The 16,840-nt window shown below is 69.7% G+C and carries 9 protein-coding genes; 5 read left to right on the top strand and 4 right to left on the bottom strand.

The annotated features are described in order from the left end of the window. Positions 1-45 precede the first annotated feature (45 nt). Genes V1460_RS10690 through V1460_RS10675 form a run of 4 tightly spaced genes read right to left on the bottom strand, consistent with a single transcriptional unit; the run spans position 46 to position 12,436 of the window. Entirely contained in the window at positions 46-1,278 is a 1,233-nt protein-coding gene (locus V1460_RS10690) for a cytochrome P450 (protein WP_338673516.1), read from the bottom strand. Beyond that, positions 1,275-9,233 (bottom strand): amino acid adenylation domain-containing protein, encoded by a 7,959-nt coding sequence (locus tag V1460_RS10685; protein ID WP_338673515.1) that lies wholly within the window; start codon positions 9,231-9,233, stop codon positions 1,275-1,277. The genes V1460_RS10690 and V1460_RS10685 overlap by 4 nt, the downstream gene beginning before the upstream one ends. Before the next feature lie 47 nt (positions 9,234-9,280). After that, the gene (locus tag V1460_RS10680) at positions 9,281-10,378 is read right to left on the bottom strand and encodes a MupA/Atu3671 family FMN-dependent luciferase-like monooxygenase (RefSeq protein WP_338673514.1); all 1,098 of its coding nucleotides are present in this window, start codon (positions 10,376-10,378) and stop codon (positions 9,281-9,283) included. A 36-nt stretch (positions 10,379-10,414) separates the two neighbouring features. Next, on the bottom strand, positions 10,415-12,436 hold the full coding sequence (locus V1460_RS10675) for a non-ribosomal peptide synthetase (RefSeq protein ID WP_338673513.1): 2,022 nt from the start codon (positions 12,434-12,436) through the stop codon (positions 10,415-10,417). 215 nt (positions 12,437-12,651) lie between these two features. Between V1460_RS10675 and V1460_RS10670 the strand changes: the two genes are divergently transcribed. The 5 genes from V1460_RS10670 to V1460_RS10650 all read left to right on the top strand — a co-directional run bounded on the left by V1460_RS10670 (position 12,652) and on the right by V1460_RS10650 (position 16,790). After that, the gene (locus V1460_RS10670; RefSeq protein WP_338673512.1) at positions 12,652-13,923 is read left to right on the top strand and encodes an MFS transporter; all 1,272 of its coding nucleotides are present in this window, start codon (positions 12,652-12,654) and stop codon (positions 13,921-13,923) included. 121 nt (positions 13,924-14,044) lie between these two features. Further along, the gene (locus V1460_RS10665) at positions 14,045-14,248 is read left to right on the top strand and encodes a hypothetical protein (protein ID WP_338673511.1); all 204 of its coding nucleotides are present in this window, start codon (positions 14,045-14,047) and stop codon (positions 14,246-14,248) included. Positions 14,249-14,362: 114 nt separating this feature from the next. Continuing rightward, on the top strand, positions 14,363-15,160 hold the full coding sequence (locus V1460_RS10660) for a class II aldolase/adducin family protein (protein WP_338673510.1): 798 nt from the start codon (positions 14,363-14,365) through the stop codon (positions 15,158-15,160). After that, positions 15,157-15,903, top strand: coding sequence for a TetR/AcrR family transcriptional regulator C-terminal domain-containing protein (locus V1460_RS10655; protein WP_338673509.1), 747 nt, complete (start codon positions 15,157-15,159; stop codon positions 15,901-15,903). The genes V1460_RS10660 and V1460_RS10655 overlap by 4 nt, the downstream gene beginning before the upstream one ends. After that, complete coding sequence (locus V1460_RS10650; RefSeq protein WP_338673508.1) at positions 15,903-16,790, top strand: alpha/beta hydrolase; 888 nt, start codon at positions 15,903-15,905, stop codon at positions 16,788-16,790. Before V1460_RS10655 ends, V1460_RS10650 begins: the two co-directional genes overlap by 1 nt. The last annotated feature ends 50 nt before the right edge of the window (positions 16,791-16,840 follow it).

The following is a 16,840-nucleotide window of genomic DNA, read 5'->3' as shown; positions in this document are numbered from 1 at the left end:
CCAGCGGGCCTCCGAGCGCCACACGGATACGCGTGCGACCGCCCCTCACCGCCGCGCCGACGTGGTCCAGACGATCGGCAGGGAGACCAGCCCCGTCAGGAAGTTGGAGTACACGCGCCGCGCTGGTCCGGCCGCCGCCATGGTGCCCACCAGCTGACGCAGGTCGTCCAGTACGGCGCCGATCTCGGCGCGGGCGAGGAAGGCGCCGAGGCAGAAGTGCGCCCCGTAGGCGAACGTGAGATGCCGGTTCGGCTGCCGGGACAGCAGAAGCCGGTCCGGGTCGGCGAATGCGTCGCCGTCCCGGTTGGCGGAAGCGTTCCACAGGGTGACGATGTCCCCCTTCTTGATGGTCCGGCCGTGCAGGTCGACGTCCGCTCCCGCGGTGCGCCCGGCGTGCAGGGTCGGTGTCGTCCAACGCAGCACCTCCTCGACGGCGCTCTCCGTGGCGGTCCGCCCGGACCTGAACGCCTCCCACTCGGCGGGTGCGTCCAGCAGCGCGGCCACGCCTCCCACGAGTGCGAGGCGGGTGGTCTCGTCGCCGCCTAGTATCAGGCTGTAGCAGTTGAAGACCACCTCCTCGTCCGTCAACCGCCTGCCCTCGACGGTGCACTGGGTGAGGAGACTGACGATGTCGTCGCCGGGATTCGCACGCCGCCGCGCGGCGAGGTCGGAGAAGTACAGCAGGATCTCGCCTTTGGCCACCCACGCGTTCTGCCGCAGTGCCTCCTCGCTGTGCGAGCCGAGGGCCGATGAGGTCATGTCGAGCAGTTGCCGCCGGTCACGGGGCGGTACGCCCAGCAGGTCGCAGATCGCACGCAGCGGCAGCAGCCCGGCGATGTCGGTGGCGAAGTCGCACCGTCCTCGTTCCAGGAACTCGGTGACCAGATCACGGGAGGCCACGCGGATGCTGTCGACCACTCCGGACAGCGACCGTGGGGAGAACGCCTTCATCAGGGCGCCGCGCAGCGCGGTGTGTCGGGGGCCGTCCATGAGGGGGAGCATCATTCCGGCCGCGGAGTCACCGCCGGTCAGGAGGGTGTCCAGCACATTGCCGCGATCCGAGCGGAAGCGCTGGGTGTCGCGGTAGGCAGCGGACACATCGCGGTGGCGCGTCAGGACCCAGAAGCCGGGGCGGGCCCCATTGGGCGGCTGCCAGTGCAGTGGCTCCTTCTCACGCAGACGGTGCCACAGTGGGGTGAGGTCCCGCTCGGCGTGCGAGGCGGGATCCGCGAGGTCGACCTCCGAAGGATCGGTGTCTTCGTACTGTCCGCCGTTCATGCGCAAGCCCCTCCCTCGATGGGCTCGACGCCCTCGGCGGCTCCGGCTCCGGCTCCGGCGGCGTCGGCAGTGGCGGCCTCTTCGAAGTGGTCGGCCAGATGGGCGAGCGCCCCGGTCCAGCGGTCGGCCAGGTCGTCGACCTGGTGCTGCTCCAGCAGCCCGGACGCATACGCCCAGCTGATGTGCAGCTCGGGGCCGCCCTTCCGCTGAAGCGCTACGGCGGACACCTCCAGCAGGTGGGTGAGCGGCATGTCCGGGTCCCCGCCGCTGCCTACCGCAGCGGCTTCGGGCGCGAGTGACCAGTCCGTGTCGTCCGGACTCTCGAACCTGCCGAGGTAGTTGAAGAGGATCTGCCCCCGGGGCAGCCGCTCCAGCACGGGTGCGGTGGCCGGGTTCAGATGGCGCAGCAGACCGTAGCCGAGTCCCTTGTCCTGCATGGTGTCCAGTTGGTCCCGTACGGAGCGCAGGGCGTCGTACGGGGCATCGCTCCGAGTGTCGAGGCGGACGGGGAACATGCTGGTGAACCAGCCGACGGTGGTGGAGATGTCCGGCTCGTCCGCGGGGTCGTCCGCCAGCGCTTCACGGCCGTGGCCCTCCACATCCACCAGGAACGGCGCGGTGTTCCTCGGGAAGTACGCGGCGCGCCAGCCCCGTAGGGCGAGGCCCAGTGCCGCGAGCAGCACTGTGTTGACACCGGTGCCGAGACGGGCGGGCAACCGGGTCAGCAGGGCTTCGGCGCGGTCCGCCGTCAGCACGCGGGAGATGGTCTCCTGGGTTCTCAGGACATCGCGTCCGGGCAGCACGGCGGCACCGTCGAACAGTTCGCCCGCTCCTTCCAGCACCGTGCTCCAGTAGGGGAGTTCGACGGAGCGGTCGAGTGCGTTCTTCTCCAGTCGACCACCCCACTCCGGGAACGAGGCCGCGGGCCGCGGCGGCTCGGCCGCCGGCTGGGTCCAGGCACCGCGCAGGTCTTGGAGGAGGATCCGCCAGGAGACACCGTCCACCGACAGATGGTTGATCAGGAGAAGCAGGCGTCCGGGGTTCCCGGGGCCCGTGTCGAACCACACGGCCTGGAGCATGTTCCCGGTCTCCGGTGCGAGCCGCCCGCGCGCCAGATCGACCTGGACGCGCAGTGTCCGCTCCCACTCCGCCTGCACTCCATCGATACCGGTGCCGGTGCCGTCGACCGGCACCCGGGCGATGCGTCCGTCCACCGTGACCGCGCCGCGCGGCAGGATGTCGAGCCGCCATTCCGGGGTGCGCCGCAGGCGCATCCGCAGGGTGTCGTGGCGGTCGAGCAGCGACTGGAGTATCGCATGCAGTCTCGGCAGCTCCAGGTCGGCAGGAGTGCGGACGAGTACGTACTGGTGGAAACCGTCGACCGGGCCGCCCCTGTCCCGCTGCCAGCGGAGGATGGGAGTGAGCGGTACGGGACCGGTCGGCTCGGGTCCGGTGAGCGCGTCGCCGGGATTCGCCGTCGCCGGGGCGGATGCCGTTTCCTCCGCGGGCTTCGCGGTCTCGGCGCCGGGCTTCGCCTTGGGCTGCCGCAGTCGTGCGTGTGCGGCCAGTGCCTCGACGGTCCGGTGGCGGAACACCTCTCGAGCGGTGATCACCACGCCCTTGGCGCGGGCTCTTGACACCAGGCGGATCGAGCTGATGCTGTCGCCGCCGAGTGCGAAGAAGTCGGCATCGACACCGACCCGCTCACGTCCCAGCAACTCGGCGAACAGACCACACAACAACTCCTCCACCGCACCGACCGGCCCCCGCGACCGACCCCCCTCCCCACCATCAGCCCCACCGCCATCCCCACCAGGCACCGGAAGCGCCGCCCGATCCACCTTCCCATTCGGCGTCAAAGGCAACCCACCCTCCAACACCACCACCGAAGGCACCATGTAATCCGGCAGCACCTCCCCCACCCGACGCACCAACACCCCAGCCAAACCCACCACATCCACACCCGCGACCGGCACCACATACCCCGTCAACCGACGCTCACCCAGCCGATCCTCACGCACCACCACCACCGCCTGACCCACCGCCGGATCAGCCTCAAGCGCCCCCCGCACCTCCCCCAACTCGATCCGGAAACCCCGCACCTTCACCTGATCGTCAACCCGCCCGACAAACTCCAACTCCCCCACACCGGACCACCGCACCAAATCCCCCGTGCGATACATCCGCTCCCCCGAACCCACAAACGGATCCGCCACAAAACGACCCGCCGTCACACCAGGACGACCCACATACCCCCGAGCCACCCCCGCACCACCCACATACAACTCCCCCACCACACCCAACGGCACCGGAACCAAACACCCATCCAGCACATACACCCGCGTATTAGCCAACCCACACCCGATCGGCGGCACACGCCCTTCGCCCCGGCCCACGGGCGCGGCCAGCGACCAGATGGTGGTCTCGGTGGGTCCGTAGACATTGATCACCTCGCGCGCCCGATCGGTGAGCTCGGCGGCGAGCCTGGCGCCGAGCGTCTCACCGCCCACCAGTACCCGCAGTCCTCGGACGGCCTCCGGAACGCTGTCGACGACCACGGACCACAACGACGGGGTCGCCTGCATCACCGTCACGATGTGCCGCTCGATCAGCCGGGCGAGTGCGAACGGGTCCTTCGCCTCGTCGGATCCGGCGATGACGACGCATGCGCCTTCGCGCAGTGGCAGCAACAGTTCGAGGTGCGCGATGTCGAAGGCGACGGTGGTCACGGCGAGCCATCGGTCGTCTCGCGCAAGGGGCATCCGGTCGCACATGGCGTCCAGCAGGTTGGTGAGGTTCCGATGCGTGACGGCGACGCCCTTGGGCCGGCCGGTGGATCCGGAAGTGTGGATCGCATAGGCCAGGCCGTGCGGGTCGGTCCGGACCTGTGGCCCGCCGACCGATGCGTCGTCGTCCGCCGGCGCGGCAAGTCGGGACGCCGTCTCGGGGTCGTCCAGTGCCAGCCAGCCGTCCTCACCCACCGCCGCACGCGTGGCGCGGTCGGACAGAACCAGCACAGGCGAGCCGGGGCGCGCGCCGGACAGCACCGCCGCGATCCGCGCCCTGGGGTGCCCGGGGTCGATGGGGAGGTAGGCGGCACCGGACCTGTGTACGGCGATGAGGGCGACAAGCAGGTCGAGCGAGCGTTCCATGGCAACGGCTACAACCCGTTCGGGCCCGGCGCCCCGTGCGCACAGATACCGCGCCAGGCGCCGGGACCGGGTGTCCAGCTCCCGGTAGCTGAGCGAGTCGCCACCGCAGACCGCCGCGACGGCGTCCGGGGTCTCGTCCGCCCACTCCCGCACCCGTTCGGGCACGGTCCGGGCGCTCACCTCGCGGGCGTGGCCGCTGCCCGATTCCAGCATGTGCGTGCGCTCACCCGAAGAGATGAGGTCAAGACGTCCCACGGGGCGGGCCGGATCGGCCGCCGCCGCCGCGAGGAACAGTTCGAACCAGCCCGCCATGCGTTCGGCGGTGGCACGGTCGAACAGGTCCTGGGCGTAGACCAGCCGCCCCTCGAGACCGGTGCCGGTCTCGGTGATGTCGAAGAGCAGGTCGAAGGCGATCGACGGATACCGGTCGTCCGTCGCCGGCCGCACCGCGTCAAGTCCGGGCAGGTCCACCGTGGCCGCCGCGTTGTTCTGCAGGCTGAGCATGGTCTGGAACACCGGGTGGCGAGCCGGGGTACGGGGCGGGTTGACGGCTTCCACCACCTTCTCGAACGGCACGTCCTGGTGGTCGAGCGCGGCAACCACCTCGGTGCGCGCCCGGTCGACCAGCGCGCCGAAGTCCGGTTCGCCGCTCACGTCGGTCCGTATGACGACGGTGTTGACGAAGCAGCCGACCAGCTCGTCCATCGCGACATCGGTACGACCGGCGACCGGGCTGCCCACCGCGATGTCGGTGCCCGCGCCGAGCCGGTGCAGGAAGGCAGCGAGTCCCGCGTGCAGCACAGTGAACAGGCTCGCCCCGTGCCGCCGGGCCAGCCCTGCGAGCCGCCCGTGGTCGTCGGCTCCCAGCCGCAGCGCGACGGATTCCGCCCGGTGCGACGCGGTGGGCGGCCGGGGCCGGTCGGTGGGCAGGACGAGCTCTTCGGGGAGACCGTCGAGCCTGCGCCGCCAGTAGGCCAACTGCCGCGCACAGAGGCTGTCCTCGTCATCGGCCGAACCCAGCACCTCACGCTGCCACAAGGTGAAGTCGGCGTACTGCACCGGAAGGTCGTCCCAGTCGGGCGCCGCACCACCCGCGAGCCGCGCTCGATAGGCCACCGAGAGATCCCGCAGGAACGGCCCGGCCGACCATCCGTCGAACACGATGTGATGGATCGTCACCAGCAGGATGTGTTCGCTGTCGTCAGTGGCGAGCAGTCGTACCCGCAGCGGTGGTTCCGCCGTCAGGTCGAAGGCCTGCCCCGAAGCCTCGGCCATGGTCCGCGCCAGCCGTCCGGGCTCGACCCGGTCGACGGGCAGCTCCAGTCGGGAGGTGACAGCGGGGGAGTCGAGGTCGAGGACGTGTTGGTGCGCGGCGCCGTCCACGACGGGGAAGACCGTACGCAGGCTCTCGTGGCGCCCTGCCACGTCCCGCAGCGCGGCCCGCAGCGCCTCCGTGTCCAGCTCGCCGGTCAGCCTCAGCACCGTGGTGATCGTCTGCGGTTCCCCGTCGGAGCCTTCGGAGAGTTCGCCGTGGAACCAGAACCGCGACTGGGAGAAGGACAGCGGCAGGCTCTCCGGGCGGATGGGCCATGGCTCCAGCGAGGTACGGGAGGGCGCCGCAGTGGCGAAACGGGCGGCGAGCTCGGCCGGTGTACGGGCCTCGAAGATCGTACGCATGTCGATCTCGGCGTCCAGCTCGGCACGGAGGCGGCTGACGAGCCGGACCGCGAGCAGTGAGTGGCCGCCGAGTGCGAAGAAGTCGGCATCGACACCGACCCGCTCACGTCCCAGCAACTCGGCGAACAGACCACACAACAACTCCTCCACCGCACCGACCGGCCCCCGCGACCGACCCCCCTCCCCACCATCAGCCCCACCGCCATCCCCACCAGGCACCGGAAGCGCCGCCCGATCCACCTTCCCATTCGGCGTCAAAGGCAACCCACCCTCCAACACCACCACCGAAGGCACCATGTAATCCGGCAGCACCTCCCCCACCCGACGCACCAACACCCCAGCCAAACCCACCACATCCACACCCGCGACCGGCACCACATACCCCGTCAACCGACGCTCACCCAGCCGATCCTCACGCACCACCACCACCGCCTGACCCACCGCCGGATCAGCCTCAAGCGCCCCCCGCACCTCCCCCAACTCGATCCGGAAACCCCGCACCTTCACCTGATCGTCAACCCGCCCGACAAACTCCAACTCCCCCACACCGGACCACCGCACCAAATCCCCCGTGCGATACATCCGCTCCCCCGAACCCACAAACGGATCCGCCACAAAACGACCCGCCGTCACACCAGGACGACCCACATACCCCCGAGCCACCCCCGCACCACCCACATACAACTCCCCCACCACACCCAACGGCACCGGAACCAAACACCCATCCAGCACATACACCCGCGTATTAGCCAACCCACACCCGATCGAGGGTTTGGTGTCCCGGGCGGCGGTCGGCTCCGGGCGGAAGCGGTGCGAGGTGGTGAAGGTGGTGTTCTCCGTCGGTCCGTAACCGTTGGTGAGCAGGGTGCCGGGAAAGTCCTCCAACATCTGCCGCACGGCTGCGGGTGACGGCTCCTCGCCGCCGACCCAGATGTGCCGCAACTGCCCCAGGGCGGGGCTCCGCTGCGCAACCAGGGCGCTGAACAGCGAGGCGGTGAGGAAGGCGCTGGTCGCCCCGTGCCGGGCGACGGCCTGCTCGACGGTCTGCACGGCGGACTCGGCCCGCGGCGCGACCACGACGGTGCCGCCGCCCAGCAGCGGCACCCAGATCTCGAAGGTGGAGGCGTCGAACGAGTGCGGCGAGTGCGCCAGTACGCGACGGTGGGTGCCGTCGGCCCAGCACGGGTCCGCACAGAGCGCGAGGATGTTCCGGTGGGTCACCAGCACGCCCTTGGGACGGCCGGTGGAACCGGATGTGTACATCACATAGGCGGCGCCCTCCGCATGGATGCCGGGCAGGCCACCGATCGGCTCCGCGTCCGCCGTCGATGCCGTCGGCACGGGATCGGTGACGTCCAGCACCGTGAGGCCGTCGAACGACCGCGCCCATGTGCCCGCCCGCTCACGCGCGGACAGGTCAGTGAGCAGCAGGCAGGGCCGGGACTCTTCCAGGATCGCCCGCAACCGCGGGTCCGGGCTCCGCAGGTCGAGGGGCAGATACGCCGCGCCGCTCCTGAGCACGGCCAGCAGGGCGACGACCAGGTCGGCAGAACGCTCCATCGCCACGGCGACACAGCGCTCGCGTGCCGCACCGGACCCCCGGAGCACCTCGGCCAACCGCCTGGACCGGGCTTCCAGCTCCGCGTAGCTGAGCGAGACCCCACCGCACAGCACCGCGATGGCGTCGGGCGTCGCGGCGGCCTGCTCCTCGAACCGGATCGGGACTGAGCCTTCCGGTACGGGGTGCACGGGACCCCGCCCGGCGTCGAGCAGGGACTGCCGTTCGGCGTTGCCCATCAGCTCCAGATGCCCGATGGGCTCCGCCGGGTACCGCACCGCGGCGATCAGAAGCCTCTCGTAGGCACGGGCGATGCGGTCGGCGGTGCCGCGGTCGAAGAGGTCCTCCGCGTAGACCAGCCGTACGTCGAGCCCGCCGTCGGTCTCGGTCGCATCGACGACCAGGTCGAAGGCGACCGCACGGTCCCGCCCCTCGGTCGTCATTCGAGCCTCGACACCCGGGAGGTGCACGGCGGCGGTCGCGTTGTTCTGGAGCACCAGCATGACCTGGAACAGGGGGTGCCGACCCGCGGAGCGCGCCGGGTTGACGGCCTCCACGACCTGCTCGAACGGCACATCCTGATGGGCGAGAGCGGACAGCACATCGGACCGCACATGGCGCAGCAAGTCGCTGAAGGACGGATTCGCCGACAGGAGACCGGCAGCGGTCCGGACCACCACGGTGTTCACGAAACAGCCGACGAGGTCTTCCAGTCCGGTGTCGGTACGCCCCGCGACCGGGCTGCCCACCGGGATGTCGGACCCCGCGCCGAACCGGTGGAGCAGCGTGGCGAGACCCGCGTGCAGCACCATGAACAGACTTGCTCCGTGCTCCCTGGCAAGCTCCTGGAGCCTGCCGTGCACCCGTGGGCCGACGCGGAACGGGACGACGCCGGCGCGGTGCGACGCGGTGGGCGGCCGGGGCCGGTCGGTGGGCAGGACGAGCTCTTCGGGGAGACCGTCGAGCCTGCGCCGCCAGTAGGCCAACTGCCGCGCACAGAGGCTGTCCTCGTCATCGGCCGAACCCAGCACCTCACGCTGCCACAAGGTGAAGTCGGCGTACTGCACCGGAAGGTCGTCCCAGTCGGGCGCCGCACCACCCGCGAGCCGCGCTCGATAGGCCACCGAGAGATCCCGCAGGAACGGCCCGGCCGACCATCCGTCGAACACGATGTGGTGCACCACGACCACCAGTACGTACTCGTCGGGCCCGGCCGAGAGCAGTTCCGCCCGCAGCGGCAGCTCCCGCCCCAGGGCGAAGGGGCGGTCCGCAGCGACGGCAATGGTCCGTTCGACGTCCGCGGCCTCGATCCGGCGGACCGGCAGGGCCAGGCGCGCAGCCGTGTCCCGGGGATCCAGGATCAGCTGCCGGGGCTCGTCGTCCTGGGCGGCAAAGAGCGTGCGCAGGATCTCATGGCGTCCCACCACATCCCGAAGGGCATCGGTGATCGCCGATACGTCCAGCGCTCCGGACATGCGGAGCACGACCGACGCGTTCAGGGACGCGTCCCCGCCGTCCACCTCACCCTGGAACCAGAAGCGCAGCTGCGAAAAGGACAGAGGGATCATGTCGTCCGGGCCTCCAAGCCTCAGAGCCTCAACGAGGAAATGCGTGGTCAGGCGAATACTTCGCGTAGTTCGTTCAACTGCCGCAGGCCCTTGAGCACGGTCGCGGTGTCCACTCCGAAGTCGATCAGGCAGGCGATCTCATCGACCCCGATGTCACGCAGGCGCTCCACGATCACGCGCGCTTCGTCCACGGTGCCGAAGAGTCCGCGCTCTTCGACATAGGTGTCGAAAGAGCGGGCGACAAGGAATTCGATGTCCTCCTCATCGAGGGCGTCGGCTTCGATAACGATGTCGTCGCCCGGTTCTGCGTCGGGATCGGAATGGGGATGCGAGCCTGGGTCGTCATTTCCCAGCGAACCGGTGACCAGGTCGAGTGAACTCCTCAGGTAGTCACGGAGGGGTCCTCGTACGGCCTCCCTCACCTCCGCCCGGTCCTGCCCCAGCAGGGTGTGCAGCATGAGGACGACATGGCCTTGAGCTCCACCATGGGTCTCGCGGTGCACCCTGTGGTATTCGGCGATCTTTCCGGCCAGTTCACCGATGCCCTGGCGGAGGAGGTGGGTGAGTATTCCGGCACGGCTGGTCGCCGCGGCGCGGAAGGTGTCCGCGTCGCCCGCACTGGTGATCCAGACCGGCAGCTCCGGCTGCACGGGCGGTGGGTAGATCCGCACCGAGGCCGGATTGCCGATCCCGTCGACCACCTCGTGGCAGCCGCCGCGCCACAGGGCGCGGACCTGTTCGACCCGGTCAAGGGTGACGCGCTTGCGGTCCTGGTAGGAGCTGCGGCTCAGGGCGAAGTCCACGGGGTGCCAGCCCGAGGCGAAGGAGACTCCGACCCGGCCCCCGGAGAGGTTGTCGACCACCGACCACTCCTCGGCGATCCGGAGCGGGTGGTGCAGGGGCGCGACCACGCTGCCGGCCCTGATGGCGATGCGCTCGGTAGCGGCGGCAAGCGCCGCACCCACCACAGCCGGGTTCGGGTACAGGCCGCCGAACGCGTGGAAGTGCCGCTCCGGGGTCCAGACGGCGCGAAAGCCGTGCTGGTCGGCGAACCTCGCTCCCTCCAGCAGGAGTTCGTAGCGACCCGCGTCGCCATCCGGGCAACTGACGCTGTCATCTGCGAAGTAGAAGAGACTGAAGTCCATGTGGTCCCCCGTTTCCGTCGGTTGGCATTCAGCCGGTCAGCCGGCGCCTCGCATCCGCCGTAGCGTCGGCCGCGCCTTCGGGGCGGTGTCGAGCCGCTCCACAAGGTCGGCCACCGTGGGTGCGTCGTAGACCACCTCGACCGTGATTTCGACGCCGAACACCGCACGAACCCTGCTGACCAGCCTGGTCACCAGCAGCGAGTGGCCGCCCAGGTCGAAGAAGTCGTCATCGATGCCGATGCCTGCCGCCCCCGGCGCCGCCTGGGCACCCAGCAGTTCCTCGTACATCCGGCACAGCGCCTCCTCCCGGGGGGTCCGCGGCTCGCGGCTGGCGCCACTCGAGCCGATCTCGGGCGGGAGCAGGGCGGCACGGTCCAGCTTGCCGTGCGGTGTCAGCGGGAAGCCGTCGAGTACGACCACGGCCGACGGCAGCATGAACGCCGGCAGGAACGCGGCCGCGCGGCGGGCCACGGACTCCCTGAGCTGTGCGGTGGCACCGCGTACCGGACTGCTTTCCGGCACCACGTAGGCGACGATCCTCCGGTCACCGCGGCCGTACTCATGTATCACCACCGCGGCCCCGGTGATCCCGGGATGTGCGGCGAGCACCGCCTCGATCTCACCCGGTTCGACCCGGTAGCCGCGTATCTTCACCTGCTCGTCGGCGCGTCCGGCGAACTCCAGATCGCCGTCGCCGTTCCATCGGGCGAGATCACCGGTGCGGTACATCCTCGTGCCCGGGGCACCGTACGGGTCGGCGACGAAGCGCTCAGCGCTGGTCGCGGGCCGGTTCAGATAGCCGCGGGCCAGACCGACGCCCGCGATGTGGAGCTCGCCCACGGCTCCGGCAGGAACCGGCCGCAGCCGTTCGTCGAGCACATACACACGTGTCCGGCGCACCGGGCGCCCGATCGGCGGCGGTTGCGCTGAGCCGGTCAGCGCATCGCTCATGGTGGCGCAGACGGTGGTCTCGGTGGGCCCGTACGCGTTGATCATCGTCCGTCCCGCCGACCAGCGGCGCGCCAATTCGGCTCCCAGTGCCTCACCTCCGACGACCAGGTTGCCCACCGAGCGCAGGGCGTCCGGTGACAGCACACCCAGCACGGCCGCGGGCACCGCGAGATGGGTGATACGCCGCTCGTCCACAAGCCGGTGCAGCTCCGGTCCGGGCCGCAGGCTGCGGGCGGGCGCCATGACGAGTGTGGCGCCCGAGGAGAACGTCATGGCCACCTCCCAGAAGAACGGGTCAAAGCTGGGAGAGATGAACTGCAGTACACGCGAAGCCACTTCGACCGCCAGCGCACTCCGGAGGTGGGCCGCCAGATTGGCGAGTCCGGCGCGGGTCACCACCACGCCTTTGGGATGCCCGGTGGATCCCGAGGTGTAGATCACGTACGCGGCACCGGCGGGATGCAGCGGGCCGTGCCGTTCGGCGTCCGTGAGGTCGGCCGCCGAACGGCGGCGGGATTCGGCCTCCTGCTCGGGGGTGTCGAGGCACAGGAGAGGCACGGGGGAGAGTGCGGAGGGTCCGGACAGTGCGGTGGTCACCGCGGAAGACAGCGCACTGTCCACGGTGGTGAGCACCATGCCGGGCCGCGCGTCACCGATCATTCGGGTGATGCGCTCCGCCGGGTACTCGGGATCCACCGGGAGATACGAGGCTCCGGTCTTCATCACGGCCAGCAATCCGGTCAGCAGCGCGACCGATCTCGTCGCCGCGGAGGCGACGACCGCCTCCGGCCCCGCACCACACCCGACCAGCAGGCGGGCGAGCCGGTTCGCCCCGGCGTTCAGCTCGCCGTACGAGACCACCTGGCCCTCGAACTCCACCGCCGGGGCGTCCGGAGTCCGCTTCGCCCAGTCCTCGAAGCATTCCAGCAGGGCGGGGGTACCGGTATCCGCCTCGCATTCCCCGCCGATGGGTAATCGTTCAAGACCGAAGGAATCCACAGGCGCGGAAATCGCGGCGCGGTCCGCACATGAGGCCGCGGACTCGACAGAACGCCCTGAGGCGCCGCGCGAATCACCACCCACGAACGACTCCTCGCTTTGATCCATGAGATCCCCATTTCGACACCGGCACGCGTTTCGCGGTGCCTTCCACGAGGACCAGTGGGTTTGTCCGTACCTCATCGCCACAGCAGTGCGTTCGACACGATTCAGCGGCCGATCCTAGGCGCGCGACGGTCTGTTTTCACAGTGTTGCAGACAGTTGTGTGATCTTGCTAACGTAACCCGTCCACCGCGCAGGCTACGAAGGACCTGTTCTCGCTATGACTTCACGGGAGAGCGCACGGCCGACACGATTAGGCGGACTCTGGGCCCACCGCAACTTCCGTTCCCTGCTGATCGGGGAGACCGCGAGCAGGCTCGGCATGAACATCACCGCGGTGCTGCTCCCGCTCCTGGCGGTCGACACGCTGCACGCCTCGCCCTGGATGATCGGCCTGCTGACCGCCGCCCCATGGGTGCCCTGGCTGGTCATCGGACTTCCCGCCGGCGCCTGGGTGGACAGACTTCCACGCCGCAGCATCATGCTGTGCTGCAATCTCATCTCGGCTGTGCTCCTCCTCAGTGTGCCCGTCGCATGGTGGCTGGACGCACTGAACATCTGGCATGTGCTGGCGGTGGCCTTTCTGACCGGTACGACTGCCGTGTTCTTCTCCACCGCCTACTCGGCCTATCTGCCGTCCCTGGTGGACAAGGCCGATCTGATGGAGGGCAACGCCAAGCTGCAGGCGGCGGAGCAGACCACCAGGGTCGCGGGTCCCGGCGCGGGTGGACTCATCGCCCAGTTCGTGGGAAGTGCCACCGGACTGCTCTTCGAGGTGTTGTCGTTCCTCGTCTCGACGGTGTGTCTACTGTCCATCCGCGCCGTCGAGTCCCGCCCCGCCCGTCAGCCGAGACCGATACTCCGTGAGATAGCCGACGGCCTGCGCTTCGTCACGGGCGACCGCTATGTCCGCGCCATCACCGTCTTCGGCGCGGCGCTGAACATGGCGCTGGCCGGCTACCAGGCCACGCAGATCGTCTTCCTCGTCCGCACCGTAGGCGCCTCCCCGAGCCTGGTCGGCATACTGATGGCCTTCGGCGGCGTCGGCGGCATCCTCGGCGGTCTCGCCGCCGCACGGCTGTCCCGTCGCCTCGGCACGGCACGCGCTCTGCTGTACGTGCAACTCGTGGCGGCACCTTTCGTCTTGCTCATCCCCCTCACCCACCAGGGCTCGCGACTGGCTCTCTTCGCCATCGGGTCCACCATGATGATGGCCGGTGTGGTGGCCTGCAACGTCATCATCGTGAGCTTCCGGCAGTCCTACTGCCCGACGGACCTCATCGGCCGGGTCACCGCCACGACGATGTTCGTCAACTTCAGCACGATCCCGGCGGGCGCGCTGCTCGGCGGTGCGATGAACACGTTCCTGGGGCTGAGGCCGACGATGTGGGTGGTCTGTCTCGGCCTCTGCGCCACGAGCTCCATCCTGCTCTCACAGCCCCTGCGGGGACTGCGGGATCTCCCCATCTCGCAGCAGGTGCCGGCGGCCTGAGGACTCGCGGCGCCGAGGCGGACCCGGCGGCCTCAGCTCCCGCCGAGCGCACCGACTCCACCCACGTCCCGCCGAACGGCGTCCCGGCCACGCATGGAAGCAGAGCCCCGCGCTCGCCGTCGTGCCCATGCCCCTCGCCGAGCGGCCCGTCCGAATCGGGTACGAGAGGACGTCGACCGCCCGGCGCGGGGCGAGCCGGCTCGCCCCGCGCCGGGCGGAGTGCCACAAGGCCCTATCCGAGCAGATCAGCACCCGGATCAGGGTGAGGCCGGAGCTGGAGAAGGCGCTTGCGCCGGCCCGCCAGTTCAAGGAGGCCGCCCCCTGAGACGCCGGTCGTCTTCACCGTGCACGAGCTTCCACACCCTTGTTACGCGTCGGACGGACGCATAACATGCGTCCACCCGACGCGTTTCATTCGTACTTCCGAGGAAGGCTCGCCATGACCGACATCACCAGTGCGTTCCGGCCGGAGCAGCAGGACCTCGAGTTCGCTCTCCCACCCCGCTTCGACGATCCCGCAGACGAGAGGGAGCACCGCAAGCAGCGGCTTGCGGGGGCCTGCCGGGTCTTCGGAAGGCTCGGCTTCGCCGAGGGTGTCGCCGGGCACATCACCGTGCGCGACCCGGAGTTCCCCGATATGTTCTGGGTCAACCCCTTCGGGATGTCCTTCCGCCACGTGAAGGTCTCCGACCTGATCCTGGTTGACCACGAGGGCACCGTCCGGCACGGGCGGAGACCGGTGAACAAGGCCGGGTTCGTCATCCACTCCGCCATCCACCGCGCCCGGCCCGACGTCGTCGCCGCCTGCCACGCCCACGCGGTTCACGGCAAGGCTTGGTCGAGCCTCGGCAGGGTCCTGGACCCGATCACCCAGGACGCCTGCGCCCTCTACGAGAACCACGTGGTGGTGCGCGACGGGGCGGGTGCGGTCGTCATCGAGGAGGATTCCGGAAGGCTGTTGGCCGAAGGACTGGGAAGCAAGCGCGCGGCGATCCACCAGAACCACGGCGTCTTCACCGTAGGCGAGAGCGTCGACGAGGCCGCCTGGTGGTTCATCACCATGGAACGCAGCGCTCAGGCGCAACTCCTGGCGGAGGCAGCCGGGACCCCCAGGCTCATCGGCCCCGAGGCGGCGCGCCATACCCGGGAGCAGACCGGTTTCCCGCTCGCCGGCTGGTTCTCCTTCCAGCCGTTGTGGGACGAGATCATCCGCACCGACCCCGACCTCTTCTCATGACGGGCTCGTCCGCGTCCGCGCCGGACGCCAAGGGGGGTGGCCAGGACCTGGTGGTGGGGTCAGCCGGCTGGTGGAAACAGCGCTACTCCGCACGAGCGGGGCGGCGCCCCCGGGCAGGCGGCCTCACTCTCGGGTCGATCATGGACGTGGCTCTCGAAATCGCCGATCGTGAGGGCCTGGATGCCCTCACGATGCGAGCCGTCGCCGACCTCTTGGACGTACGGCACACCTCGCTGTACCGGCATGTGGCCAGCCGCGATGAGCTGCTCGTGGAGCTGGTCGACCACATGCTCGGCGAAGTCGCCCTCCCGGAGCCGGGCCCTGACTGGCGGGTCGGCACGGAAGCGGGGGCCCGTGAGTACCGCCGCGTGATCCGTGCGCACAAGTCCCTCGTCCCTCTGATACCCCGTGGCCAGCTCCTGGGCCCGAATGCCCTGCGAGCCCGGGAACACGGCCTGAGGCTGCTGACGGAGGCCGGATGGCCGCCCGTGCAGGCGGTGCGGATCTACCTCACCGTGACCCACTACGTCGTCGGTGCCGTGGTGCTGGACAGCGGCGGCGCGGCCCGCACCGCCGGGCAGCGTGCCGCCATGGCCGACCTGTTCGCGTCCCTTCCCGCAGGCCGGCACCCACTCGTCACCGCGCACTCCGCACTCCTCGGAGGCCCGGACGGTGACGAGGAGTTCGACTTCGGCCTGCGGTGCCTCCTCGACGGCATCGCCGCGCAGGAACGGAGCCTTTGATGGCCGACACAACCATGCAGACCGCCGATCAGTGGTACGCCGGCGGCACACGCCTCACCCTCAACGGCCGCGCAGGCAGCCACGAACTGTTCGTCCGTCAGGACGGCCCTCCCAACGGGGCACACGTCACACTCCTGCACGGGTTTCCCACGTCGTCCCACGACTGGTCGGTCACCGCGCCCGCACTGGCGGAGTCTGGGCACCGGGTCACCACCCTGGATCTCCTCGGCTTCGGGCACAGCGACAAGCCTCGGAAGCACATGTACTCGCTCCTGGAGCAGGCCGACCTGGTGGAGGACCTCTGGTCGCTGCTCGGCATCGGCGACACCGCGCTGGTCGCCCACGACTACGGAGTCAGCGTCGCCCAGGAGCTTCTCGCCCGCAACCCCCAACGGATCACCGCCATGGCCTGGCTCAACGGCGGCCTCTATCCCGATCTCCATCGCCCGATCCGCATCCAACGACTCCTGCACAGCCCCCTGGGTCCACTGCTCGCCCCGCTCATCAGCGAACGCGGCTTCCGCGCGTCAATGCGCCGCATCCTGAACCGGCCCGTCTCCGACCTGGACCTGCACGCCATGTGGAACTGCGTAGCGCACGACCGGGGTCATCTGCTGGCGCCGGGCCTGCTCCGCTACATCGACGAGCGACGCATGCACCAGGCCCGGTGGATCTCGGCCCTGGAGACGCGCCAGGGCCCCACCTTGTTCGTCTGGGGACCGGACGATCCCGTCAGCGGAGCCCACGTGCTAGCCCGCATCCGGGAGCGCATGCCCCACGCGACCGTGACCGAACTCGCCGGCCCGCCTGCTGCCGGTCACTACCCGCAGGTCGAGGCACCCGACGAGACCGTGTCCGCCCTCCGGGCGTTCTTCGGCTCCCTCTGAGCCTGACTCTGTCAAGGATCTTGGAGTGTCCCGGTGCGGCGGCGAGATCA

The organism is Streptomyces sp. SCSIO 30461 (assembly GCF_037023745.1).
In the GTDB taxonomy this organism is placed as follows: Bacteria; Actinomycetota; Actinomycetes; order Streptomycetales; family Streptomycetaceae; genus Streptomyces.
The sequence above is the reverse complement of the archived record's forward strand: the minus strand, read 5'-3'. Positions and strand labels throughout refer to the sequence as shown.